The organism is Rhodanobacter hydrolyticus, assembly GCF_044904645.1.
In genome coordinates this window covers 1,022,814-1,048,804 of the sequence record NZ_JADIKK010000008.1, presented here as the reverse complement: position 1 = coordinate 1,048,804, position 25,991 = coordinate 1,022,814, and the positions used below count along the sequence as shown (strand labels likewise).

The window sequence follows — 25,991 nt, the reverse complement described above, 5'->3', positions numbered from 1 at the left end:
TGTGCAACTCAATCGAGTATCTCTCGCCAGTTCGTGCGCTGGAGCGTGTTGCCGCCACCAGGCTGCTGGATGGTGGACGTTTGCGGCGCGCCGCCGGTTTGGCCGTACAACAGGGCATAGACACCGTTTGGCAACTGGACGATCTGGATGCCAGTAGTGGCCGTATTGGTGGTAATGGAAGTCATCAGGGTATTCGAGCTGTTTAAGAGCTGCGACTGGCCACTGAAGTTGGTCGCATAGACGCTGCCCAGGAGATCACATGGATCGGAAGAGGGTGTCAACGTCGTCCACGTGATGATGGAGACACCGGCTGCAGCGTCAGGGTTGACCACGATTCGTTCGGTGCCGCCATTCGATCCTGCCGTGCCCGTCAGGTCGTAGTACCAGCCGCTGGATGTGTCGCTCAGGTTCAAGCCCGTCAGCAGGTTGGTGTTGGCTGTCAACGTGCTACGCGTCAGCGGCAGTCCAGTAGTCGCGGGCGTTGAGCCGGTACCGTCGCGCAAGGCATACATTGTCTGCTGCTGAGTGTTGGTCAGGTCACTGATATCAAGGAATTTGCCCGTGCCAACAAAGACCCAGCGCAGCGTGCCGAGACCGGTGGAATCGATGCTTTCCTCGATGCGTGGTGCAGTGGTAATGGGCTGGGCATTGCCGGAGGGATCGGTCAGCTTGGCCAACAAGGTAGGTGCCGGATAAGAGCCGTTCGCTACGGTGCCTGAGAGATCGAAGCGCCAGACATTCCCCAACAGGTCGCCGGCATAGACCTGGTCGATGGTGCCGTCGGCAACGTTTTGGGTGTAGGCGGTGGCCTGGGCCAGGCCTGCGGGATTGGCGGTCGTGCCCACGCCTGTATCGATCTTCTGTATGAGCGCTCCGGTCTGTATGTTCAGGACATACAGCACACCGTGGCCGTCTTGTCCGGTGCCAGTATTGTCGTAGCCGGAGGTCATCACCACGACCCACCCGTACTTGCGGGTCTTCACGATCAACGGCGCGCCAAAGCTGTATCCCATGTCGGCGTCGGTGAACTCCCACATCACCTTTGCGGCCTCGGCCGTTTCTACGGTGGCGCTGCTGGTGGTATCGACTGCGGCCGGAACAGCCGTGACGTCGAGAGCGTAGATGCCCATGCCGCCTTTGCCGAGTCCGCCCACCAGCACGGTGTGCCAGTTGGACGTGGCAGCTGTGGTCGCGGGCGCCACCGTGCCATTGCCGGTAAAGGTGAAGTCGACATCCGCAACTTGGGGCGTGCGATCCACGTAGAAGTGGTGTGCATAGTTGTTCGTGGACACACCATTGAGATTGGCCAACGCCGGCAAGCCGTTGACCAAAGGCGTGTTGGTAGGGCCGTTGAAGAGAAGGCTGGGCACATAGGCAAACAATTCGCTACCCCCGCCCGTGACGGGATTTGCGGTTGTCGGGTTCAGGAAATCGGCCTCGAACGCATGCAACATGCCGTCGTTCGCACCCACATAGACCACAGGTTGGCGGTTCGCCACGGTCGTCGAAAAAGCTGTGTAGCCGGGATTCGCCGATTCGGTATAGGACGGCGAAGCCGGACCCTGTACCAGTACCGGAGTGGAATTCACGATATCGCCAAGGATATGCGTGCGTGTGCGGTAGTCGGTTCCTTCGTTGCTCTGGTCGCCACGCAGGTAATTGACCAGGTTCGTGCCGGTACCCCCGGTAGTCACACTGTTGAGCGCAGTCTGCTCAGCTGTGGACAGGTTGGTGTAGCGGAAGGGCACCCCTTTCGAGCCATTCCAGGTAACGACACGGCGGCCAGTGTTCCAGCCCACGATGGTCGTTCCAGATACGCTCTGGGTCAGAGTATCCAACTGGTATTGGGCATGCCATGGGGTACTTCCTGACACGGCCGTGACGGCGGCACCGGCTGTGTCCGCGCCCACATAGCCTTCAACGTCGCCCGTCCAGCTGACAGGTGTGTAGGAGGTGGTATAGATCGGAAAGCCGGCGACCGGTGAATAGTAGGGAGCGGTGCTCGCGGTGACGTTACTGAGTGCCCGGGTTGGCGACACGCTCGGTGCTGACGCATTTTGCGAAGCGGTCGAGGCAACATTATTGAAAATCTGCTGCAGCCCGGACTGGATCAAGCTTGGCTGGTTGCCAGGGAAGTAATTGTCAGGGCGTAGATTAAAAGCTGCCGCGGTGGTTGTATTGGTGTGCCAAGTCAGAATATTGGCAGGAATGCCATTGCTATTGATGTCATTGAAACCACCGTACTTGGCGGCAAGCCAATACATGTCCGGACCTGCCTCGCCACTACTCGTGCTGAAATTGGCCGGATCGTAGGTGTAGTCGGGGTTAATGCCGTCGTACGAGCCTGGTTCCAATACGTCGAGCGTATAGGTCGTCACCGTCTGTTTGTTGGCCAAGTCGGGTCGGATATCTTGGGTATGGGCGAAATATGCCAGACCCGCCATGTTGTAGGTCGGACTGGTCGTGCCATCCGGCTCAGTGGTGAGACCCAATTGGTTGGCTGCAGGGACAGTCGTAGTCGTCGTTGCACTCGAGCCCTTATATCTGAGCTGAGCCATGGTGATCGATGCCGGTGTGGTGCCTTTGGCTTCGATTAACGGGAGATTACCGAGCTTGGTCGCATAGCCTCCCGCATCGGCCCCGTTGACGACGGGCAACGCTGCCTGATTGGTCGCGTTCGGAGTGGGGCCTCCTGAGCTGGGCACGCGGGTGTCATACCAGGTATGCGCGTCACCGATGGTGACAATCGCGTTGGATTGGCAGGTATATTGGATAGGATCATTGAGTTGCCCTGTTCCCGTGCCGATCGTGCCAGTAAATGCCGGGTAACTTGTGTCAAGACTGTTGCTTGCGCTCAGCCCGCTGGTATAGGAAGAATCGAGCGGCACCTGCATGTAGTAAGCCAGTGTCGCCCAGTAGAGATCGGCGATCGTGTCGTACGTCTCGTAGCCGTTGGCGTAGCCGAAGTTGTTCAGATAATTGATGGCGCCCGTGGAGGTGGCATTGACGCTCCCAGGAGCCGTTCCGGTGTCCTCATCAGTATCCGGGTTGGTGGCAAAGATGCCGGTTGTCGCGTTCCACTCGCTATAGGGGTTGGTCTGGCGTGTACCGTAACCGTTGTAGGTGGTCGGTCCGTTGTCGCGCAGCAAAGCACGCACCACGCCATTGGCAGGGCCGTTGCCTTGCTGGAAAGCATAGGCCGACGCGCCGACGCGGATTTTGGTGTAGTTCTGCTGAATCAGGCCTTCAGGTTTGTTGTATTGCCCGGCGCCTACATAATCGGTGGTTGCGTGTGCGGAATTGCAGTCGCTCTCAAGCATGCCTGTTACGCAAACTTGAACTTCGGCGTTGTAGGTCGTCGCTTTATTGGTGATTTGTGAACTGCCACTGCCAGTCGTTCCTGTATTGGAGAACGAACTATTATTTGAAACCACGAATTGCGTGCCCTGTGCGGCCACCTCGATGTAAACGTTTGTTGCCGAGGAGTAATTTGAGTCACCGATAACCGTGGATGGTGAGACGTTGTCGGTGGCATCAATCTGTCGGTTGGGATCGTTGCCTGTGCTGCTTTGCGAATTGAGGTTCGAGCGGATCAGCACGGTGCTTGAGGTGGTGTCGACAATTCGCGTGCCGCCGGTAAGGGCCTGGCGGAACTCGTCAAGGGCCGTCATCAGGGCCCAGTTCAGCATGTTGCCGCTCCAGTAGGACGTGGTAGTCGAACCGGATTTGGTCGTGGTTGTTATGTTGCAGCCACCGCTGGAGTTCACAGCCCCGTTGGGTACGAAATACCCGCCTGTCTGCGTCCCAGGCGGAGATGAGGTGCTGTAGGTATAACACTTGGCAGGGTCGAAGTAGCCAAGGAACGTAGTGCTCGCCGAATATCCCTTGGCGGTTCCGTAGGCTGCCACAGTGCCGGTCGGAAACTCCACCGACAGCGCCATCATCAGGTTAGCCGGTACATTGGAGGCGCTGTATACCGGAGTGTCTGAAAGCACGGTTTGCGCTTGTGCGGTTCCCCCGCCCAGTAGGGTCAGCATGCAGGTCAGCAGTACGCCCCCCAGGCCGGCGGAGCGGAGCGAGCGAGGAGACTTGGACATGGCCGTTTCCGACTTGCGAATGATGAAACTGAAGGCAGGGGTGCGAGCAGGGTGCCCGTGGTTGGAAGGAGATTGCTGGTTCTGATGCATCGATTGCCCCTGAGCCCACAACTGCGCAAATACTTCGCGTCGTGTGCAGGCGAGTGCTGTACGATTCTCGGCAGTTGCCGCCGCCCTTTAACGCATTACGGTTTGTACATAGCCAATGGCGCCTCTCGGGCCAATCACCTTCGCGCTCAATCGGAATGCAGCATAGGCGCCCGATGAAAAGGGTGGGCCATTGTCCTTGGTCTGGTTTGAAACGGAACCGCCCTGGATCGATGCACCTGGCACGATGCAAGTACCAGGATTGGCAGGGCCGACAGCCGGGCAGAGTCGCTCGATCACATATATCACCGTATTGCCGGTGGACAAATCAGACAGGCAAACGGCCACAGCGGATGGACATGAGGCTACCGTCGCATTCACAAGGATGTCAGGTATGTCTTTGTCCGGCCGGATGGTCGCCGCCTGCGGCGTGGCGTAGTAGCCGAGGGTAGGTTGATTGCTGTCGCTGGATGGTTCGGGATACAGGGTGGCGCTGTCTTTGGCGGCGCTGTAGGCGCGCTCAGCCTCTTGCACGACACCCTGCCGGAAGGAGAGGCTGCCGGCGATCGTGTTGCTGGTATCTATGGAGTGCATCAACGCCATCGCTGCGAGCAGCGACACCACCAGCACGATGATCGCGATCAGGACCGAAATCATGCCTTTCTGGCGGGACGGGCCGCTTCGATATCCCATGCCAACGCTCTTCATGCTCATGTCGGTCGCTCAGTAATATTGGACGATCATCGCGTTGCGAATTGGGATGGTGGTGTCGTAGATCTTGTAGCGATATTGCGTCTGGACAGCGATGTTGTATTGATCCGCTGTCGGAAGGTCCGGGAACAGCGTCAGCGTGGCTGGCCCCGTATAATCGCTTGCCCGTTCCGGCAGGCGACTTTGTGCCACCACCGCCACGCGGATGGCCACGATCTGGGTCGCAGCAGCAGCAGCAGCAGTAGCACTTGCCGTAAGAGCGCCGATGCCCCAAGTGGTGCCGACCGGTTGTACCCACTTGTCGACTGCGTACACCGACTCCCCGGTAGGTCCGGTTCCGTCATGAATGCCATACAGGGCCTTCATCTGCACGATGCCGTCGGCGATTGGCAGGGTGCCGATGCCTCCGTTGGCGGTTCGCTGCAATTGATCGAACGAGACCAACGAATTACTGGTGGGATCGACCCCAAACAGGGTGAACACCGGGCCGGGGCCAAGATCGAACAGATTGACCGAATTGGCCAAGCCGGTGACAGTGGTGGTGGCAGCAGCCACGGTGAAACTGTTGCTCGCTGTCGTCACGGTGACAGCTTGCCCCAACTGGCAGGTGCCATTGGCTAAGGTCCCAAGCAAATAGTCGTTCGGTAGGATGCCAAAGGAATTGCCTACCACCACTGCGCCACCGGTGGGGGCCGACGTGACTCCTATCTTGAACACCTGCTGGGAAGGATTGCCGCCGACCACGCTGATCACATCCGGACTGGTGCCTCCTGCGGCGATCAACACCGGCACGGCTTGCGTGGTGGCTGGCAACTTGAGAGCTGTGTTGTTGAACGGGGCAGGCATAGCTGCGAACGTCAGTGCCGTGATCGGGCAGCCCCAGACGCTATAGTTCTTGCCTTGCACCAGTCCGGAGCCGGCGGAGCGCACTTGTCGTTCCAGGTCATAGAGCGCGAAGCTGCCATTTTGCTGGGCATCGTCACCGCTGGTCGTGGTGCGCTTCTTGCCTTCGTACACGGAAAAGGCCGCCATGATGGCGAGAATCCCGATGAGACTTACCAGGATGCCCACCATCAGTTCGACCAGCGAGAATCCCTCGCTGGCTGCCGGATGCGCGCAGGGAAATTTGCGTGCCTCATGACCGCGCAGGCAATGTTCAGATACCGATTTGTGTGATCGAGACATAGCTGTGGGGACCGGTGTCGTTCGGGGCCTGCCATTTGACGGTGACCGTAACCAGCGAATCATTGGTATCGGTGGAGACGGGAGTGATCGTGATGACGGGAGGATTGGCTGTCACTCCCGGTAGACATCTGGTAGGGGCATTGGCAGTCGTGCATTGCAGGGTGTTCGCCCATGCCGTGTACCCTGCGCCATTCGTACCGCTGCCGCCGGAATATTGGGCGATGAAGGCGGCCCGATTGGCGGCATTGTTGGTCCACATCTCCGCAATCACCTGATCGGCGAGCATGGCGGCGTCCGTGCGATATTTGGCATCGCCAGCGAGTTTGATGGCCGAACTTTGCAGCGCCACGAGCCCCAGGATACCGATCGAGAAGATTGCTACGGCGATCATTGCGTCCAGCAGGACAAACCCACGCTGGAACGATGGCTGCGTAGCTTGGCCAAGCTTGATCATGCGCGTGGTTTTCACGGGCACCCCTGCGTGCTGCCGGTGGCATTGAAGGTGATGGCCGGGTCGCACATATTCACCATGCCACCGGCAGAGATCGTGGTGACCAAACGCCTGCTGCCGGCTTGGGCGGCACTGACATCGATGCGAAGGATGGAGCTGCCGCCATAGCTCATTGGGCGCCCCAGTGCGGTGAACGTGATACCAGACGGCACGCCACCAGTGACGGTAGTGCCGTAACTGGTGGCTGCGAGATCAGCCACGGCTGTCGCTGCGCCTATCTGTACGCCACTCGTGTTGTCTGCGGGAACCTGCTGGATCATCGTAAGGCCGGTGCCGGTGCAAGTGGTCACGGTGGCGGCGCTAGCCGCCGTTGCAGGGAGTTGACAGACCGCCCAAGTGCCGTCGGTGGCTGAGGTCAACTGAAACCTGACGAAAGTGGCGCGCTGTGCCGCCTCGTTGCGTGCCAGGCGCAGACCGTTCTGGATCGATTCCGTCGCGCTGCGGATGCGCGTATTCAGCATCCACTGCTGGTAGCTTGGGATGCCGAGCACAAGCAGGATCGCGAGGACCGTGATGGTCGTCATCAGTTCGATCAGGCTGAAGCCGCGTGACGACGACGGAATCATTGGCAGCTTCCGCCCTTTCGGACCACCCAGCAATTGATCGTGCCGGAGCCCCAGCCCGTCGGCTCACTCGTGGTCTGCTGGTTGTTGTTGTAGTCGATAGTAAACGTGAAATTTGCCACGGGGGTGCCAGTGATGCCGGTGGCAGAGGCCGTGTACGCTGTGGCTGTCGACCCAGTTCCGCTGGGGAGGCAGGAAAACGTGAAATATTTGACGGTGGGGCTCGTGGGTACCGGCACGCCGCACGTAGTGGTGGTGCCATAGTTGCGATTGTCCTGAAAGTACTGCTCCATGCTCACCCGATAGGCGGCGAGATTATTCTGCGCCTCGGTAAGTTTGCCGCGAGTCAGGTAGTCCGTATAACTGGGAATGGCGATGGCGAGGAGTACCGCGATGATCGCCACCACGATCATCAGTTCGAGCAGCGTAAAGCCGCCGATCGGTTTGCGATGCACATGCATCGTATTCATGGATTGCCCCTGTCTGGTATCGATGCCGAGTGACTTTTCGTTGCATGACGTCCGCATCCATGCTGCTTCGGCAGATCCTGCATGCGTAGATTTTCGATTCATTCTCTCCTCCAGGCGTGACGATTTGAACTACCGTTTGTCGGGGAAAAATAGCCGTTTACTAGGGAAAGTTTGACGGATACCTCTAAGTTTTCGCATGTTTTTGCGAGCCCGGATTAAGCGATGTGAAATGCTACTTGTACAAGTCAACGAAAAGCGTCGTTCCGCATGTCCAGATGATGTAGTCATGAGCATCAACCGACGTCGTTCGTTGTGTGCCATCGCGGCACAGGGGGCGATAGGGGCAGCCGAAAAGTAGGAGGCGACTTCTGTCATTCCGCGATGCAACCGTGTAGCGGCGCGGTGGCTCAGGATGATGTGACGGTTGCTTGTGGCACACTTGCGGCATGCGTGGTCCCCACTCTATCAGCGGTTTGCGCCGCCCTCCCGAACGCGGCTCTTTGCCTGACTTTTGCAGCCTCCCAATAATGTTTGCGTTGCTCGTGATTGCAGCGCTTACCGCAACTATCGTCTGGCTGGCTTCGGATAATCGACGGGATTGGAGCAGTTACAGCATCAGCATCCTGTTTGTGACATGGATGGCCATGATGATCGGGCTGTCGCTATGCATGTTGCGTTCGCTGCTGCAGTGCTTGCCGCGGCAGATGCCTTATGTGGCCGCGTGGCTGGTGATCATGCCGATTGTGGCTGGTGCCAGTGTGTTGGCGTACGAGTTCAATGACGCCTTACAGTTGCAGCTTGTGCGTAGCAACTTGGGTACTTTCGTGCGTGACAACGTCGCGATCACTGCTTTGCTCGCGGCGGCGATGCTTCGCTATTTTTACGTATTAGTGCAATGGCGGACACGGTTGGCGGCCGCTACCCGGGCGCAAGTGGACGCGCTGCAGGCCCGCATTCGCCCGCACTTCCTGTTCAACAGCATGAATACGGTGGCGGCCCTCATTCGGCTCGATCCAGTCGCCGCTGAGCGTACAGTGGAGAACCTGTCCGAACTGTTTCGTGCTGCGCTGGGTCAATACGATTCAAGTGATGGCACCTTGGGCGACGAGTTGACGCTAATTGAGCGCTATCTTGCGATCGAGCAACTACGCCTCGGCGAACGCCTCCGCGTGCAATGCGACCTGGGTGATTTGCCCGTCGATTTTCCGTTGCCTCGGCTGCTGCTGCAGCCGCTGGTGGAGAATGCGGTGCGTCATGGTATTCAGCCCTTGCGCGAAGGGGGAGAGGTAACTTTGCGCGGTCGGCGCGACAGCAAAGGCTTGTGTATCGAAATTGGCAATCCGCTGTCGACTAATCCACCTGAGCCTGGTAATGGCCATGGCTTGGATAATGTGCGGCAACGCGTTGCTTATCGATACGGAACGCTCGCAAAAGTAGAGGCCGGGAAACGAGGGGACCGCTTCGTTGTGCTACTGCGATTACCAAACGGCCCCACGTCCAGCGCTTACTCTAGGTGAGCCAACACCCTTCACGCACGGAGAGCGCTTCATCGAGCATCATCATGCCATTCGTCGGCGATTCCTTACCGCCTGTCGTCGCAAATACTTGACGTAATAAAATACGAAGCTAGCCTGCATAGCCACCGAACCTAGGAGTGGCCATGCAAGCTCAGTCGCAATGGCGAAGCGTATCCACTGGCGGAATGCGAGGCTGGGAGGGTGTCGTCAGCCGAAGGCTGGCATGTCGCCAGCAATGCGGCTTCACCATCGTCGAACTGATGATCACGCTGGCGGTTGCGGCGATCCTGCTGGCGATCGCCGTGCCGAGCTTCCGCAATATCACACTCGCCAACCGGCTCAATACAGCCGCCAACGGCCTCGTCGGCGCGATCAATGCTGCGCGCATGGAAGCGGTCAAGCGCAATTCCAGCACGCAGTTCTGCAGCAACTCGACTGGCGCCAACAGCAGCGACACGCTTGGCGACGCCTGTGGCGTCGAGACCGGAGCGGTGTGGGTCCTGAGCGGCGGCGAGGCCAGCCAGGTGCTTGCAGGACCGGCCAACCTCGTGCAACCCCTGCAGCTCAACGGCAACGCGGCGGCGCTGCGTTTCACCGCGCAGGGGCAGGCGCAACAGGCGGGTACCAGCACGCCCTTCGGCGACCAGGTGGCCGACATCTGCACTAGCCAGATGAGCCAGGACAACCACCGCATCATCACCATGCGGGCCGGCTCGATTCTTGCTACCACGACCAGCAGCGGAGCGTGTCCCTCGCCATGAACGGAATGATCGTGTCCCCGCGACGCGCGGTGCGCGTGCTGTCCAGACATCGCCAGTCTGGTGTCGGCCTCATTGAAGTACTGGTTGCGGTACTGCTGCTTTCCATCGCCTTTCTCGGCATCGCCGCGTTGCAAGGGCGTTCGTTGTCCACCAACAACAGTGCGATGGCGCGCAGCCTTGCAACCATTGCGAGTTATTCGATCCTCGATGCCATGCGCGCGGATATGGATGGCGCTCGGGCAGGCAGTTACGACCGCACGGGCAGTTCGAAGATCATTGCCAACGCCTGCCCGGATGCCTCCGGCACGATGGCGGAGACCCAGCTGGGCCTGTGGTGCGCACAGCTGGGTCAAGGCCTGGGTGCGGTGGAAACCACCACGGGGCAGGTGGCCTGTGCGGACACGGGGGCCACCGCCGACTGCACCATCACCATCACCTTCGACGACAGCCGCGCCGGCGTGGGTGGCAGCCGGGTTCAGACCATCGCCACGAGGGCGATGTTGTGAAGTGCCGTGCGCTTGCGGGCTTCACCCTGATCGAGTTGATGGTGGCCATGTTGCTCGGCCTGGTCGTCATCGCGGGCGTGAGCAGCGTTTTCCTCGCCAACCAGCGTGCCTACCGCACCAGCCAGGCACTGGGCGATGTACAGGACAACACGCGCATGGCCTTCGAGATGATGGCGCGCGACATCCGTGACGCCGGCCTCACCGGCTGCAGCAACGAAGGACGGGTGGCCAATGTGCTCAACAACGGTCCAGCCGCAGGCGGCAGTGCGTGGTGGGCGAACTGGAGCAACACATTGATCGGGTACGGCGGCAGCCAGACCGATCCGGCCGCCAGCACCGGCAGGGGCACGGGCCAGCGGGTGGCCGGTACCGATGCGCTGATGCTGCTGGGCGGTGAAGGGCTGGGGGCGAGCGTGAAGGCGAATGCCGAGCCGGCGGCTTCGTTCACCCTCAACGAAGCCGGTTCCGACTTCAAGGTGGGCGACGTGATGCTCGTGTGCGACCCCGATCATGCCGCGCTGGTGCAGATCACCGGTTTGGTATCGGGCGCCATCAGCCATGCGGGAACCGGTGGCGCGCCAGGCAACTGCACCACCGATCTCAACTACCCCACGGTATGTAGCAGTTCATCCAGCTACGTGTTTGCCGCGAATGCGCTGGTTACTCGGCTGCGCGTGGCCCACTGGTACGTGGGCAACAACTCCGACAACGGTCGTTCGCTGTATCGCGTAGGCCTGGTCAACACCAATGGCGAACCCGCATCCAAGGCAGAGGAAATGGTGCGTGGCGTGACCAGCATGGGCATCGCCTATCACCAGTCGGGCAACACCGGTTTCGTGCCAGCCAGCGACGTGGGCAACTGGGCGCTGGTCGATGCCGTGCAGGTACACCTGTGGCTGGAGAGCGCCGACCAGCGGGCCGGCACCGACGACAAGGCGCTACGGCGCGACTTCATCGCCACCACCACTGTGCGCAACCGGGTGAACTGACATGCGCTACTCCCGTTCAAACCTGTCGCTCTGCCGACGATCCTTTCCGTCACCCGCCGCGCAGCATGGCGTCGCGCTGGTAGTGGCCTTGCTGCTGCTGGTGGTGATTACGCTGGTGGGCCTGGCCGCCGTGCGCGGCACGATCATGCAGCAGCGGATGGCAGCCAACCTGTTTGATCGGCAGGTCGCTTTCCAGAGTGCCGAAGCGGCGGTGCGCGCGGCCACTGCGCGGATCACGGGCAATCCCGGAGACATTGCGCGCAACTGCCAGGCCGGCGGCGTGTTCTGCCAGGGCAACCCGTTCGACGATCCGAAGCTGGATACCAGCAAGATCATCACTGTGAGTCCAGGCACCGGCACCGGCCAGTTCGATGCAGGCGGGTTGGCGGCCAGCAAGCCGCAGTACGTCATCGAAAACATGGGCAATTGGTACAACCCGAATACCAGCACCGGTTTCGGCCAGAGCGCCAATTCCCACAACTATGGCGCGCAAGGTACTTCCACGACGGCCGTGTATTACCGCATCACCGCACGCAGCGGCGATCCCGCCGTGGTGGGGGATCGTGCCGTGGTGGTGCTGCAAGCCATGGTCAAGCAGGGCTGATCCACGCGCTTCCCGTGCGCGTGGCGCACGGGCATTCCACGCTGCAACATCCATGGAGCGACGACGCCATGAATCCCGTGTGCCACCCGCGCGGCAAAGCTGCTGGCTTCCTGGGCTACCTGTTCGCCACCAGTGTGCTGGTTTGTGCCACCGGCATCACCCCTGCGATGGCTGGTGTCGTCACCGTCGACCAGTCGCCGCTGATCATCCAGCGTTCGTTGCCGCCCAACATCGTGCTGATGTTGGACGACTCGGGGTCGATGGCGTGGGACTACATGCCGGACTGGAGCTATCTGAGCAGCACCAGCAACGATGCCGTGCGCAATGCCTCGATCAATGGCGCTTACTACAACCCCGAGGTGACCTACACGCCACCGCCGAGGGCAGACGGTAGCCAGTATTCGTCGCCCGCCGGCTTGACGAATGCTTATACGAACGGGTTCGCGGCCTCCGGTGCAACCGACATCACCCAGTTCACGGGCGGGAACAGCAGTTACGCGAAGACGTTCCCGTACTACACGGCATTCCCGATCGTCACAACGAGTGCCTATGACGCGACGATGACGTGTGCCGCGGGGGATTCCTTGCAGGCAGCCGGTGCCAACAAAGGCCAGTGCCAGCGCAGCAGCGGCGGCAAGAACCCTACCTACACCTATTACGCGCCCAACGTGCCGACTTGCAGCAGCGGTGACGTGCTGAACGGCACCCAGTGCACAAAAAGCACCACGGCCAACAAGTATTTCTTCACCTATACGACTGGCGCCAGCAACATTCAGCACTATGTCGGCATCGCGGGAAGCTGCGCCTTGCTTGCCGCAGCCCAGCAGGCAGTTTGCGACGACAAACCTGCAACCCAGCAGAACGTGGCCAACTGGTTTTCGTATTACCGCACGCGCATCCTGCTGGCCAAGAGCGGTCTGATGAATGCGTTCTCGACGCTGGACGCCACCTTCCGCGTCGGCTTCGGTTCCATCGATGGCGGCGGCAGCGGCAACAACAACTACAAGAACCTTCCTGCCAGTCGCGTCAGCTATTCGGACGCCTACAACGGCGGCACGAATTACATCGCGGCGGTGCAGCCTTTCGGCGACGGAACAGACGCGAACGACCAGAAGACCCAGTTCTGGAAATGGGTGGCCAACGCCACGGCCAATGGCGGTACGCCGTTGCGACAGGCGCTGGATGCGGTCGGTTCCTATTATTCGACGGCACAGCCCTGGAACGGGATGAGTTCCGATCCCGACTACAACACGGCGGCGGCCAGCACCCAATTGGCATGCCGCCAGTCCTACACCATCCTGACGACGGACGGCTTCTGGAACGAGAGCTTCTCCGGCGTGGGCGACGTGGACGGCAGCAGCGGCCCGACCATTACGGGGAACAACGAACAGAGTTACGCCTATTCGCCGGCCGTGCCGTACGCCGATGGTTCGGTCACATCCACGACAGACACCAAGGCCGCGTCCTGCTCCAGCAACTACACGTTGAAGTCGCCCGACGCCACGCATTCGGCCTATTACTGCTATCGAAGCTCCAACGGCAGCACGCAGGCGCCCACGTGCAGCGGTAGCGGCTACGCCCTCAGTGTGGACAAAGGTACCTGTAGCAAGACAACAACTACCGGCACAAGCTACAGCGACACGCTGGCCGATGTGGCGATGAAGTACTGGCGAACCGATCTGCAGCCGGGTATCGACAACGAGGTACCGACCAATACGGAAGATCCGGCGTTCTGGCAGCACATGACCACGTTCACGCTGGGAATGGGCTTCGATGCGAAGGACGGTACCGGTGCCGTGCTCGACAAGGACCGCATGGAGCAGATATTTGCCTGGGCCGATGGCAACAGCGGCAAAGCGATCGGCAACTTCAGCTGGCCCAAGCCGCAAGGCGACAGCATCAACAACATTGCCGACCTCGCCCATGCCGCGGTCAACGGCCACGGCGGCTTTTTCTCGGCAAAGAGTCCCAAGGATTTTTCCGATGGTCTGAAGGAGGCGCTGAAGCGTGCTGCCGAGCGCGTGGGCACCGGTGCCAGCCTCGCCGCCAATTCCACGCAGTTGCAGACCGGTACGGTGGCCTATCAGGCCAACTACTGGACGGCCAAATGGAAGGGCGATCTCAAGTCGCTAGCAGTGGATTCCACCACCGGCACGATTGCCAACAGTCCCAGTTGGACGGCCTCGGGCAATTTGCCGATGGCTGCCAACCGTAGCATCAAGACCTACAACTCCGGTGCCGCCGCAGGCAGCAGATACGTGGATTTTGCCTGGGACAAATTGTCGAAGACGCAACAAGACGCATTGCTTGCCGTATCGCTGCCGACAGGTACGGTGTTCAGCGGCGCCGCCCTGGTCAATTACCTGCGCGGCGACGGCTCACAGGAGCTTTCCAACGGCGGCATGTTCCGCAACCGCGATACGCCAATAGGCGATGTCGTCAATTCGCAGCCGGTGTACGTGGGTGCGCCGAACGCGAACCAGTTCTATACCGAATCGTTCATCGGTTCGTCGGCCTTTGCGCAGTATGCGAGCGACAGGAGCAGGCGTGCCGGTACGGTTTACGTGGCTGCCAACGACGGCATGCTGCACGGTATCGATGCCGCTTCCGGTGTGGAGAACTTCGCCTATCTGCCCGGTGCCGTCATCATGTCAGGGCTGAGTGCGCTGGCCAGCCCGGATTACGGTGGCGCGGTGGCGCACGGTTTCTTCAACGACGGCGAGTTGACCGTTGCCGACGTATACATCGGCAATCCGGCGAGTTGGCGGACGGTCCTGATCGGAACCACCGGCCGTGGCCTGGCCAGGGCCGTATATGCGCTGGATGTCACCGATCCGGCCAACGTGGCGTTCCTGTGGGAGCGTTCGGCGACCGATGGGCTGACGAACAGCAACTATATCGGGCAGATGGTCGGCAAGCCGGTGGTTGCCCAGACCGCAGACGGCACGTGGTCGGTGCTGGTCGGCAACGGCTACAACAGCACGGTCGGCAAGTCGGCATTGCTGCAGTTCGCATTGGCCGATGGCAGCTTGAACATACACGACACCACCGACAACAGCGGCCTGGCCGCGCCCGCCGTATGGATGGACCCCTCCGGCAATGGCGTGAGCACCACAGCCTATGCCGGCGACGCGGATGGCAACGTGTGGTCGTTCGCGCTCAACACCAGCACGGGCACGAGCGACACGGCCACGCCGAGCAGCGCGGGCGCGAAGATCTTCATCGCCCTGGATGGCGGCAACAAGGCGCAGCCGATCACGGCCGGACTGTTGGTTGGCAAGGATCCGAAAACCGGGAACACGTGGGTATTCTTCGGCACGGGTCGCTACCTGAATGCGACCGATTTGTCCGATGCCAGTGTGCAGAGCTGGTATGGGTTGGTGGTGCAATCCGGCACCAGCGGGCTGGCCATCAGATCCAGCATGACGCGCAGCGCCAATCTGGCGAAACGTTCCGTCACGGCAGAAGCGGGTAATGCGCGTGCCGTGACCACGCTGGCCGAGGCGGTCACGGACAAGGTATCCATCGACGGCAAGTCGGGCTGGTACATCGATCTGGTGTCCCCGGTAGCCGGCGCCCAGGGCGAGCGCATGGTCACGCCCAACCAGTTCCAAGGCAACCTGTTGCTCGGTACCACGCGCATTCCCAAGGCCAGCGATCCCTGCAATCCGTCCGGCAGGGGTTGGATCATGGCGCTCGACCCGTTCACCGGCACCAATCCGTCGCAGTCGTTCTTCGACGTCAACGGCGACGGCAAGATCGATTCGAACGACCTTATCGACGGCAAGCCGGCGGCGGGACTCGGTTTCAGTTCGTTGCCGAACAACCCTATCTTCGTCGGCAGTTCCATGCTGATCAGCTTCGACAACGGCACCACGTCCAGCGCCAAGACGTCGAGTTCGGTCGGCGCGCTTCAGCGTGTGTCCTGGCGTGAACTGATTGCCCATTGAGGAGCGAAAGATGGAATGGCTTCCCTTTAACAGCAATCGCACGGCGGAACGCCGCTCCCGTCAGGTCAGTGACCGTCGTGATGCGGGTTTCACTTTGCTCGAGCTGATGATCGTGGTGGCGATCATCGCGATTCTCGCGGTCGTCGCGCTTCCTTCGTATTCGCGCTACGTGGTCAAGACCAATCGCGCGGCGGCGACGGCCTGCTTGTCCGAATACGCGAATTACATGGAGCGCTACTACACAACCAATTTGCGTTACGACAAGGCCCCCGCAGCGTCCGGAACAGCGGCTGCAGCGGCGAACCCGATCGTCGGTACGGCACCGTCGCTGGTGCTGGGTTGCGCTGCGGCATCGCAGACCGGCAACAACTACCAATACACCGCGCCGGCCGCTTCAGCGACCGGTTACACCCTGCGTGCCGCGCCGATCAATGCGCAGCAGACACGCGATACGCAATGCGGCACCCTGACGCTCGATCAGACCGGCGCGCGCAACGTCGTGGGCGGCACGAATACCACAGCGCAATGCTGGAGTGGTTGAGAAACGAGCGGAGTGGCGAAGTGCTTGCAGGCTAATGCTTCGGCGCTGATCGAGGCCGAGGCGTACATGTATGGGCACCCTCCAATGGATTCAGGAAACGCTTCAGTTCTCTGCCCATTGCCGTAGCAGGTTGTGATAGGTACCAGTGAGCTGCAGCACGGCGTCGCGGTCCGCGCCGGTGGCGACGAGGCGCTGGATCGAAGCATCCAGCTCGAACAGCAGACGACGGCGACCGTCGTCGCGCACCAGGCTTTGCACCCAGAAGAATGCGGCGATGCGTGCGCCGCGTGTCACCGGTTGCACGCGGTGCAGACTGCTCGCGGGGTAGATGATGGCGTCGCCGGCGGGAAGCTTCACCTCGTGCTCGCCGTAGGTATCGCTGACGATCAGTTCGCCGCCGTCGTACTCGTCCGGTTCGCTGAGGAACAGCGTGCAGGAGATGTCGCTGCGCAACTGCTCGCCGTTGGGCAGCGCCATTACCGAGCCGTCGACGTGCATGCCGTATTCGCCGCCGCCCTCGTAGCGGTTGAAGCGTGGCGACAGCGTGCGCAGGGGCAGGGTGGCGGCGTGGTAGAGCGGATGCTTCGCCAGCGCGGTGAGCACCGTTTCGCCCAGTTGCCTGCGCAGCGGCGAGGCGTCGGGCAATTGCACGTTGTGTTTCACCTGCGCGCCCTGCGCTCCTACGGTTTCACGGCCGTCGGTCCATTCGGCAGTATCCAGCGCAGTGCGCAGCTGTTTGAGCTGTTCGCGGTCGAGGATGTCGGGGATGTGCAGCAGCATGGGGATGTTTCTCGACGTAGGCTGCCGGATGGCCAGGATTCGTTCGTGCCGAGCGTAGCTTGCGCTGGCAGGCAAAGTCGAAGTGCCTCGCGTACCACGATCCTTCGACTTCCTCGCTGATCAGAGCGCGGCCATCCGTGGCTACTCTCTGCGCCGCGCCCTCGGCGCTACGCCCAGGGCAAACGGTTGCAGCGGTTAAGCCGCTTCTTCATCAGAAGTGGAAGTTCGCCGTCAGCATGCCTGAACGCGGCGTGCCCGGGATATAGCGGTAGCCGCTCTTGTTGATTGCCGCCACATAGGTCTTGTCGAACAGGTTGTAGAGATTGAGCTGCAGGTCGAAGTGCCGGTTGATGGTGTAGGTGGCCATGGCGTCGAACACCCAGTACGACTTGGCGTACTGCGGCGTGCCGATGGCGCTGTCGGCGCCGCGCTGCATCTCGCCGGAGTAGCGCGCACCGCCGCCGATGGTGAGGCCGAACGGCAGGCGGTAGGTGGTCCAGCTGGTGAAGGCGCTCCTGGGCGTGTAGGCCAGCGCGTTGCTGCCATCGGCGGCGGGCGCCGAGGTGCTGGTGGCGCTGCTGACGCCTCCATTGCTGAGGCTGGTGTGCATGCTGGTGAAGCCGGCATTGACTGCCCAGTTCGTGGTGATCTGGCCGACCGCGGTGATTTCCACGCCCTGCACGCGCTTCTGGCCGATCTGGTAGTACAGCAGGGTGGTGGGGTCCTGCTCCAGGTCATTGCTGACGGTGGTGCGATAGAGCGCGGTGGTCAGCAGCAGGCGTTCGTCGAACAGGTTCCACTTGGTGCCCACTTCGGCGGTGCGCGCCCGTTCCGGTTCGAGCATGGGGTTGTCCGCGCTGTTGACGGAGCTGCTCAGGGAGAGGCTGTCGCCGCCGGGCGGTTGTGCGGAGGTGGATAGTGCTGCGTAGACGCTGCCGTTTGTCGCCGGCTTGTAGATCAGCGCGAGCTGCCAGCTGGTGAGGTTGCCGGACGTATCGGCAGCGAGGCCTGGCACGATGGTGCCGGTAGCCAGCTTGCCGCAGACTGGCGCGTTTTTGCCGCCGCAGGCGATGGTGCTGTCGAAGTCGGTGTCGTAGTGGTCGAGACGCGCGCCGGCATTGACCTGCCATTGCTCGCCGAACTTCAGCGTGTCGAACAGGTAGGCGGCTGCCGTGTTGGTCCTGCCGCTGGTCCAGCCGCCGTTGGGGCCATAGAGCAGCGCGGTGCCGACATCGGGATCCGGATCGTACAGATTGGCCGCGGGCCAGGTGCTGCCGTTGAGCGCGGCGAGCGTGGTGGTGTTGAGCTTCTCCTGGCTCAGTTCGATGCCGGTGCTGAGGCTGTGGCTGATCGCGCCCGTATCGAAGTTGGCGGCGAGGTTGAGCTGGTTGGCGACGATGCGGTTGATCTGGTCCTCGAAATTCGGATTGCTGCGCGCCAGCGTCCAGGTGGACGGATCGGCCGGGTTTGGCGTCAACAGATTGGCGGCGGTGGCCGTGAACGAGGTGAGCAGATAGTTCTCCTGCGTGCGGCCCCAGCGCAGGGTGTCGTGCAGCGTCACGTTGTCCGAGAAGTCGTGCTGCAGGATCGCGGTGAACATGTTCTCGACGACATGATCATGATCCTGGTCGGTGCCGTAGAAGTTGCTGGGATCGACCGCCGGCGCATTGGCGATGAACGGGCGCGTGGGATCGGGCGAGGAGTAGCCGGGCAGGCCGATGGTAGGCACGCCGCCATCGGGCACGTTGTCCTGCTTCACGTGCAAGAAATCGAGGTACACGCGCGTGGACGTGTTCAGCCCCAGGGCCAGCGAGGGCGCCACGCCCCAGCGATCGTTCTCCACGTCGTGGCGGCCGGGCACGCCGCTGTTCTGGTCGAGCACGTTGAGGCGGAAGGCGGCGCCGTTGCCGATCTGCTGGTTCCAGTCGGCGGTGGCGCGTTTCTGGTCATAGCTGCCGTAGGACACCGAACCGGACGCGGCGTCTTTCAGCGTAGGCTGCTTGGTCACCATGTTGATGGCGCCGGAAGGCGCGGTACGGCCGTATTCCGTGCTGTCCGGGCCCTTGGTCACCTCGATCTGTTCGATGTTGAACACGTCGCGGGAGATGGTGTTCAGGTCGCGCACGCCATCCACGAAGATGCTGCTGGTGGTGTTGAAGCCACGCATGTAGACGGCGTCGCCGGTATTGGTGGAGCCGTTCTCGCCCAGGAAGAACGTGCCCACGCCAGGCGTGTTGCGCAGCGCTTCGGTGAGCGTGGTGGCGCCTTGTTGCTGGATCAGGTCCTTGCTGATGACCTGGATGGTTTGCGGCGTGTCCACCAGCGGCTGGGTGAACTTGGGCGAGGAGAGTTGCGCGGTGGTGGTGGTGCCTTCCACCGTGACGCCTTGCAGGTGTTTGGCCTGGGAAGTTTGCGCATCGGTGGTGGGCGACGAGGCGTCGGTCGCCATGGCGGGCAACGCCAGCGCAAGGCCGGTCGCCAGCGTGGCGGCGGTGAGCGGAGAGGCGGCAACGCGGCGCGCCACGGGATGCTTGCGGCTCTTGACGAAATCCATCGGTGAAACGCTCCACGGCAGTTCGGAACAGGGGGCGCAGGGTGGTGCTGCCTTCGCATGTCGCGATGGCGCGGTTGCCCCGTGCGGATCGGCGGCGAGGTTAATTCAAACAAGAATGATTCGCAATAAATGCGTGCGCGATTCAGGCGCGCAGCGGATCTCGGGCGGCTCGGCAGCGGCGAATCGTGGCGCTACGCTTGAACGGACTTAGTCACAAGGAAACCAGAGCAATGCGCATCCTGATCGTGGGCGCCGGCGCCACCGGCGGCTATTTCGGCGGCCGCTTGCTGCAGGCAGGGCAGGACGTGACCTTTCTGGTGCGCGAGCGGCGAGCGGCGATGCTCGCGCAGCATGGCCTGCGCATCCGCAGCGCGACGGGCGATGCGGACATGGCAGCGCCGCCCACGGTCACCGTGGCCACGCTGCGCGCGCCATTCGACCTCGTCCTGTTGAGCTGCAAAGCCTGGGATTTGCCGCAGGCCATGGAGGACATCGTGCCCGCCATGGGCGAACAGAGCACAGTGCTGCCCGTGCTCAACGGCATGCGTCAGCTCGATCTGCTCGATGCGCGCTTCGGCGCCGCCCGCGTGCTGGGTGGGCAATGCGCCATTGCCGCCACGCTGGACGACGACGGCACCGTGCGCCATCTCAACCGCACCCACAGCCTCGGCTTCGGCGAGCGCGACGGCAGCGATTCGGAGCGCGTGCGACGCATCGCGCAGGCGATGGCAGGCGCGAACTTCGACGCGCGCGCCAGCCGTCATGCCGTGCAGGACATGTGGGACAAATGGGTGTTCCTCGCCGCCCTTGCCGGCATCACCTGCCTGATGCGCGCGCCGGTTGGCGACATCGTGGCCGCGCCAGGCGGTCGCGAGGCCACGCTGGCCCTGCTCGACGACTGCCGCCGCATCGCCGTCGCCTGTGGCCACGAGCCAGGCGCGGCGGTGATCGAGCGCGCCCACGGCCTGTTGACCGAGGCCGGTTCCACGTTCAGCGCCTCGATGCTGCGCGACCTCGAGCACGGCAGTCGCGTCGAAGCAGACCACGTGCTCGGCGATCTGCTGGCGCGTGGCGAAGCACATGGCGTGGCCACGCCGCTATTGCGCCTCGCGTACGCACATTTGAAGGCTTACGAAGCGCGTAGGGTGCGCAGTTGAGGCGGCTGCCGTTGCATGGTTGAGGAGTGCATGCAGCGCGCATAAAAAAGCGCCGCGCTTGTGCGCGGCGCTTGAAAGTGCACGAACCGCGACGACAAGCGTCGCGGTTCGGAGGGTGTCACCAGATCTTCACCTGTTTGTCGCCCGAACGCACCATCGCATCGCCTGGCTTGCACTGGAAGGCAGTGGCGAAGGCGGTCATGTCCGACGGCGAAGCGATCGCGCGGATCGCGATCGGCGAGTGTGGGTCGGTGTTGAGGCGCAGCTCGGCCGCCTTCTCGCGCATGCTGCCGCGCCACACGCGCGCCCAGTTGAGGAAGAAGCGCTGGTCCTGGGTGTAGCCGTCGATCTTCTGGTCGGCCTCGGACGGGTCCTTCTTCAGCGCGGTCTGCAGCGCCTCGTAGGCGATGTTGAGGCCGCCCAGGTCGGCGATGTTCTCGCCCAGGGTCAGCTTGCCGTTGACGTGCAGGTCCGGCTTGTCCTTGATCGGCGCGTAGCCGTCGTACTGGTCCACCAGCGCCTTGGTGCGCTCGTCGAACTGCTTCTTGTCCTGCGGCGTCCACCAGTCCTTCTTGTTGCCGTCGCCGTCGAACTGGCTGCCCTGGTCGTCGAAGCCGTGGCTGGATTCGTGGCCGATCACCGCGCCGATGCCGCCGTAGTTGATCGCGTCGTCGCCCTTCGCATAGAAGAACGGCGCCTGCAGGATCGCGGCCGGGAAGTTGATGGTGTTGGTGCTGGGGTCGTAGTAGGCGTTGACCGTCTGCGGGGTCATGCCCCATTCCTTGCGGTCGGTCTTCTTGCCGATGTGCGAGAGGTCGTACTGGTAGTTGTACTTCTGCGCCGCCTGCAGGTTGGCGTACCAGTTATCCTGGCTGATGGTGAGGCCGGACCAGTCGCGCCACTCGCCCTGATCGGGATAGCCGATCTTGGGCAGGAACTTGTTCCACTTGTCGACGGCCTTGGCCTTGGTGGTGTCGCTCATCCAGTCCAGGTGCTCGATGCGGTTCTTCAGCGCGTCGCGCACGTTGGTGACGAGTTCCTCGGCACGCTGCTTGGCTTCCGGCGTGAAGTACTTGGCCACGTACAGCTCGCCCAGACCCATGCCCATCGCGCCGTTGACGTCGCCCAGCACCTGCTTCCAGCGCGCTTTCTGCTCGGGCGTGCCGGACAGGGTCTTGCCGTAGAAGTCGAACTTGTTGTCGCGGAAGGTCTTGGACAGCGCATTGGAGGCGTCGTCGATGGTGTGGAAGCGCAGGTAGGCCTGCCACTCGGACACCGGCGCGCCGGTCAGCAGCTTGTCGAACTCGGCGAAGAACTTCGGCTGGGACAGCGAGAAGCCGTTGTCGATGGTCACGCCCTGGGCCTTGAAGAACTGTTCCCAGCTGAAGTGCGGGGTGACCTTGTCGGCGTCCTTGACGCTGACGAAGTGGTATTGGTTGTCGAGGTCGCGCATCTCGGTGGGCGCCAGCGAGGCGCCGGCCAGCGCCGTCTCGAACTTCATCACCGCGTCGGCCTGCTGCTTGGCATCGGCCTCGGCCACGCCGGCCAGTTCCAGCGTCTTGGCGATATAGGCGACGTACGCAGTGCGCAGATCCTTGTATTCGGGCTTGAAGTAGTAGTCCTTGGTGGGCAGGCCCAGGCCGCCCTGGTTCGCGAAGCCTATCTGCTGGGTGGCGTCCTTGAAGTCGGCGCCGGAGCCGAAGCTGAACACCTGGCCGTCGCCATCGGCGGCGTCCTGGTTGAGGAAGTTCACGATGTCGGCGGTGTTCTTCAGGCCGTCGATGGCGGCGAGCTTGGGCTTGACCGGGTCGAAGCCGGCCTTTTCGATCGCGGCGTCGTCCATGCCCGACTTGTACAGCCAGCCGATCTTCTGCTCGACCGAGCCGGCCTTGGCGCTGTCGGCGCCCTTGGCGGCGTCCTCGACCAGCTGGTGCTGGTCGTCCAGGCTCTTGGCGTACAGTTGGACAAAGGATCCCCACATGGGGTAGTCCGACGGGATCGGGTTGGCGGCGACCCACTTCGCGTTGACGAAGCTGTTGAAGTCCGTACAGGCCTCGGTGCTCGCGCCCAGTTCGCTGACGTCGAACACGCTGGTCGGTGCGGCGGCTGCAGCGGTGGTGGCGGCAGGGGCAGGGGCGGTGGCCGCCTTGGCCGGTGCCGGTGCGGCGGCCTGCTCGCTCTTGCCGCAGCCGGTCAGCGCCAACGCGACAGCGGCGGCCAGCGCCAGGGGCTTCAGGAATTGCTGGGTCATGGACTTCCCTCTCTTTCGTGTGTGGTGCCGCCGTGGCGGCGTCTGCGTGTGCTGGCCGGGCCTCGGTGGTTACCCCCTCCGACCATGACCGCCCACGCTAGGTCGTTCGTCATGGTCGGCACAGTGTCAAAGGTCAGGGGTGGGGCTGGCAATGGGCAGCTGCCGGAGCCCGGCCGCGTCCAGCCGCAGCACCGGATAAGCCCCCACGTCCTGCACCGCATACCACGGCGAATGGCGGAAGAAGAAATCCAGCCGCGCGTAACTGTTGGCGGCGAAAGCCGGGTCGTCGTGCAGCTTCTTGTCGAACGCGGCTTTCAGTGCCGGGTCCTTCGCCAGCATGTCGCGCGCCAGCCTTTCCAGCACCCGCGGTTCGCCGTATTCCTTGGCTTCGAAGATGGCGTCGAGATAGCCCCACTGCAGCAGGGAGTCGGGGGCTTGCGGTTCCAGCAGTTCGATGGCCACGTTGGCGGCCCGTTGATCCATGGGGACGACCACCGAGCCGGGCGGCAGGGTGACGGTGCGCTGCACGCTGGCGAGCTTGAAGTCGCGCAGCATCAGGTGGCCCTCGAAAGGCTTCGTCGCCCATTTCGGATCCTCCAACTGGTAGCCCTCGGCGGTGATCGTCATGGCGTGGTCGAGGCGCCGATAGCGGATGCCGTGCGCATCGAGCCTGTCGATGATCGTCGTCCACTGCGCGGGCACCACGTAGGCGGCAGATGGCGTGACGGAAAGGTCGGGCAGCAGCCCGTTCCAGTTCGGTATGTCGTAGGTTTTCGGTGTGTGCGGGTCGTATTGGATCCAGGTGCCGCCGGAGATGTCGCTGCGGGTCAACGTATATGCGTAGCCTTTCAGCTCGTAGGGCGTCGAAATCGGGTCGGGCTTGAAGGTGAGCGGCACGCTGGCATGCGCATCGTGTGCGCGGGCGATGGTGTCGGCATCGGCCTTGGTGGTGGCCTCAAGCAGCGCAGCAGGATGCGCGTCGATATCGGCCAGCATCAGTTCGATCAGGTCGTATGCCGCCTGCACGCGTACTGCGTAGGGTTTGAGCATGTGCGTTTCGATCAGCAGCGCGGGCCGGTTTTGCAGCGCCGCATAGCCGGTGGAGAAGCGCGGACCGGAGCCGAAATTCTCGATGCCCTTGGTGGGATCGGCGCCGTCCTTGAACTCCAGGTAGATCGAGGCGAGATGGCCGCGCCTGTCGTACGCAGGCATCACGGTGTCGGTAAGGTGCTTCTGCCAGTCCGCGAGCACGGGAGCCAGCTTGTGCGGATCCTCGGTGTACCAGGTGAGGTCGTACTGGTAGTCCGCACCGTCGGTGGTGTGCACATCCACTAAGAAGTCCGGCAGCCATGCCTGCCACAGCTTCAGCCATGCGCGCATTTCCGGCGCGTCGGCCTTTATGTAGTCGCGGTTGAGGTTGAGGTATTGCGACTGGCCGCGGAAGCCCATGCTCTGCGGGCCGTTCTGGTTGATGCGGTTGTACGGTGAGCTGTGTTCGTGGCCGTCCACGCTGAACACCGGTATATAGACCAACACCGAGTGGTCGAGCAGGTGCGGGTACTTGCCGGTGACGGCGAAGTCGCGCAGCAGCATCAGTCCGGCGTCCTTGCCCTCGATCTCGCCGGGATGGATGCCGGCCTGCACCAGCACGACGGGCCTGTGCGCCGCACGCGCGGCCTCTGGCGTGAACGTGCCGTCGCCGCTGGCGATCACCACCGTCATCGGCCGGCCTTCCGGCGTGGTGCCGAAGGTTTCCAGTCTGATCTTGCCGGGCGCCGCGTGTTGCAGCCGTTCGAGGTACGCCAGCGTGTCGGCGTAGCTCGGCGTGGTGCGGAAGTGCGCGGCTTCGGCGGGCGTGGTCCAGTCGGTGGCGTGCGCGCCGGTGGCGGCGAAGGCGAGCAGGGCGAGCAACGACCATTTATGCATGTGGATTTTCCCCAGTCGGGTGGTTTGCGCAGGAGCGCACCCTGTGCGCGATTGCTTTGTGCTCCGATCGAAGCGAAAGGCAATCGCGCACAGGGTGCGCTCCTGCAGTCAGGGTGCGTGGTCGGGCAGGCGCTGTGGCGCCGGCAGGCTGTCCGGTGCCACTGCGCCGCCGGAGATGATGAAGGCCATCGCCTGGTCCATCGTCCAATCGGTGGGCGTGAGTTCGCTCATCGGCACCAGTTCCAGGTAGCCGCCGGTGGGATTGGGCGTGGTGGGGATGTACACCGCCGCCATCTCGCGGCCGGTGCCTTCCTCGATCAGTGTGCGGGTGACGAAGCCCACCACCTTCATGCCCGGCCGCGGGAAATCCACCAGCACCACGCGCTGCGTGCCGCCGGGTTTGTTCTGCAGTACCGCGGTCAGCTTCTTGGTGCCGCCGTAGATCGTCTGCACCAGCGGTATGCGCTGCAGCAGGGCGTCGAAGGCATCGAGGAGGCGCCGGCCGATCACGCGGTTCGCCAGCCAACCCACGGTGTACAGGCCGCCCAGCGTCAGCAGCAGGGCGAGCACGAACACCAGGCCGCTCTTGTTGAGCGTATCGGCGGCGTGTGGAGCGACCAGCCTCAGCGTTTCCGTCAGCGCTGCCACCATGGGGGCGCCGATGCCAGCCAACAGTCCCAGCACGAACTTGAACACCAGCACCGTGACCCACAACGGCAGGAAGGTGAGCAGGCCAGTGATCAGGTAGCGTTTGACTCGAAGCGGGGGCATGGCGATGCACAGGTGAAGAGGGAGGGCCCATTGTAGGGAACGACTCAGTGTTGCGCGTGC

Annotated in this window: 19 protein-coding genes; 8 read left to right on the top strand and 11 right to left on the bottom strand. The window is 62.4% G+C overall.

Features of this window, described 5'->3' with window-relative positions; translation table 11 throughout:
* Window positions 1-8: 8 nt before the first annotated feature.
* From ISP25_RS07165 to ISP25_RS07140, 6 genes are all read right to left on the bottom strand, one after another.
* The gene (locus ISP25_RS07165) at window positions 9-4,187 is read right to left on the bottom strand and encodes a pilus assembly protein (protein WP_404612772.1); all 4,179 of its coding nucleotides are present in this window, start codon (window positions 4,185-4,187) and stop codon (window positions 9-11) included.
* 87 nt (window positions 4,188-4,274) lie between these two features.
* Window positions 4,275-4,898 (bottom strand): pilus assembly PilX family protein, encoded by a 624-nt coding sequence (locus tag ISP25_RS07160; protein WP_404612770.1) that lies wholly within the window; start codon window positions 4,896-4,898, stop codon window positions 4,275-4,277.
* A gap of 9 nt (window positions 4,899-4,907) precedes the next feature.
* A complete protein-coding gene (locus tag ISP25_RS07155; protein ID WP_404612768.1) occupies window positions 4,908-6,080 on the bottom strand; it encodes a PilW family protein in 1,173 nt (390 codons plus the stop codon).
* Window positions 6,052-6,549 (bottom strand): hypothetical protein, encoded by a 498-nt coding sequence (locus ISP25_RS07150; protein ID WP_404612766.1) that lies wholly within the window; start codon window positions 6,547-6,549, stop codon window positions 6,052-6,054. The genes ISP25_RS07155 and ISP25_RS07150 overlap by 29 nt, the downstream gene beginning before the upstream one ends.
* Entirely contained in the window at window positions 6,546-7,157 is a 612-nt protein-coding gene (locus ISP25_RS07145) for a pilus assembly FimT family protein (RefSeq protein WP_404612765.1), read from the bottom strand. The genes ISP25_RS07150 and ISP25_RS07145 overlap by 4 nt, the downstream gene beginning before the upstream one ends.
* A complete protein-coding gene (locus ISP25_RS07140) occupies window positions 7,154-7,624 on the bottom strand; it encodes a type IV pilin protein (protein ID WP_404612763.1) in 471 nt (156 codons plus the stop codon). The genes ISP25_RS07145 and ISP25_RS07140 overlap by 4 nt, the downstream gene beginning before the upstream one ends.
* A gap of 527 nt (window positions 7,625-8,151) precedes the next feature.
* On the opposite strand from ISP25_RS07140, the gene ISP25_RS07135 reads away from it, so the two are divergent.
* The 7 genes from ISP25_RS07135 to ISP25_RS07105 all read left to right on the top strand — a co-directional run bounded on the left by ISP25_RS07135 (window position 8,152) and on the right by ISP25_RS07105 (window position 16,492).
* Window positions 8,152-9,141 carry a sensor histidine kinase gene (locus ISP25_RS07135; protein WP_404612761.1) on the top strand — a complete coding sequence of 330 codons (990 nt, stop codon included), beginning with the start codon at window positions 8,152-8,154 and terminating at the stop codon, window positions 9,139-9,141.
* Between the two features lie 143 nt (window positions 9,142-9,284).
* On the top strand, window positions 9,285-9,902 hold the full coding sequence (locus ISP25_RS07130; RefSeq protein ID WP_404612759.1) for a GspH/FimT family pseudopilin: 618 nt from the start codon (window positions 9,285-9,287) through the stop codon (window positions 9,900-9,902).
* 11 nt (window positions 9,903-9,913) lie between these two features.
* On the top strand, window positions 9,914-10,408 hold the full coding sequence (gene pilV / locus ISP25_RS07125; RefSeq protein ID WP_404612757.1) for a type IV pilus modification protein PilV: 495 nt from the start codon (window positions 9,914-9,916) through the stop codon (window positions 10,406-10,408).
* A complete protein-coding gene (locus ISP25_RS07120; RefSeq protein ID WP_404612755.1) occupies window positions 10,405-11,397 on the top strand; it encodes a PilW family protein in 993 nt (330 codons plus the stop codon). The genes pilV and ISP25_RS07120 overlap by 4 nt, the downstream gene beginning before the upstream one ends.
* A gap of 1 nt (window position 11,398) precedes the next feature.
* Complete coding sequence (locus ISP25_RS07115) at window positions 11,399-12,001, top strand: pilus assembly PilX family protein (protein ID WP_404612753.1); 603 nt, start codon at window positions 11,399-11,401, stop codon at window positions 11,999-12,001.
* A 68-nt stretch (window positions 12,002-12,069) separates the two neighbouring features.
* Window positions 12,070-15,951 (top strand): pilus assembly protein, encoded by a 3,882-nt coding sequence (locus ISP25_RS07110; RefSeq protein ID WP_404612751.1) that lies wholly within the window; start codon window positions 12,070-12,072, stop codon window positions 15,949-15,951.
* 10 nt (window positions 15,952-15,961) lie between these two features.
* Complete coding sequence (locus tag ISP25_RS07105; protein WP_404612749.1) at window positions 15,962-16,492, top strand: type IV pilin protein; 531 nt, start codon at window positions 15,962-15,964, stop codon at window positions 16,490-16,492.
* Window positions 16,493-16,594: 102 nt separating this feature from the next.
* On the opposite strand, the gene ISP25_RS07100 is transcribed toward ISP25_RS07105, so the two are convergent.
* Window positions 16,595-17,272: a Fe2+-dependent dioxygenase gene (locus ISP25_RS07100; RefSeq protein ID WP_404612747.1), complete on the bottom strand. Its 678-nt coding sequence runs from the start codon at window positions 17,270-17,272 to the stop codon at window positions 16,595-16,597.
* Window positions 17,273-17,483: 211 nt separating this feature from the next.
* A complete protein-coding gene (locus ISP25_RS07095; RefSeq protein ID WP_404612745.1) occupies window positions 17,484-19,826 on the bottom strand; it encodes a catecholate siderophore receptor Fiu in 2,343 nt (780 codons plus the stop codon).
* Between the two features lie 230 nt (window positions 19,827-20,056).
* Between ISP25_RS07095 and panE the strand changes: the two genes are divergently transcribed.
* On the top strand, window positions 20,057-20,983 hold the full coding sequence (gene panE / locus ISP25_RS07090; RefSeq protein ID WP_404612743.1) for a 2-dehydropantoate 2-reductase: 927 nt from the start codon (window positions 20,057-20,059) through the stop codon (window positions 20,981-20,983).
* 118 nt (window positions 20,984-21,101) lie between these two features.
* On the opposite strand, the gene ISP25_RS07085 is transcribed toward panE, so the two are convergent.
* The 3 genes from ISP25_RS07085 to ISP25_RS07075 form a co-directional block, all read right to left on the bottom strand.
* Window positions 21,102-23,234: a M13 family metallopeptidase gene (locus ISP25_RS07085; protein ID WP_192154659.1), complete on the bottom strand. Its 2,133-nt coding sequence runs from the start codon at window positions 23,232-23,234 to the stop codon at window positions 21,102-21,104.
* A 126-nt stretch (window positions 23,235-23,360) separates the two neighbouring features.
* Window positions 23,361-25,160, bottom strand: a complete 1,800-nt coding sequence (locus ISP25_RS07080; RefSeq protein ID WP_404612741.1) for a M14 family metallopeptidase — start codon at window positions 25,158-25,160, stop codon at window positions 23,361-23,363.
* Between the two features lie 108 nt (window positions 25,161-25,268).
* Window positions 25,269-25,931: a DUF502 domain-containing protein gene (locus ISP25_RS07075; RefSeq protein ID WP_192154661.1), complete on the bottom strand. Its 663-nt coding sequence runs from the start codon at window positions 25,929-25,931 to the stop codon at window positions 25,269-25,271.
* Window positions 25,932-25,991 lie beyond the last annotated feature (60 nt).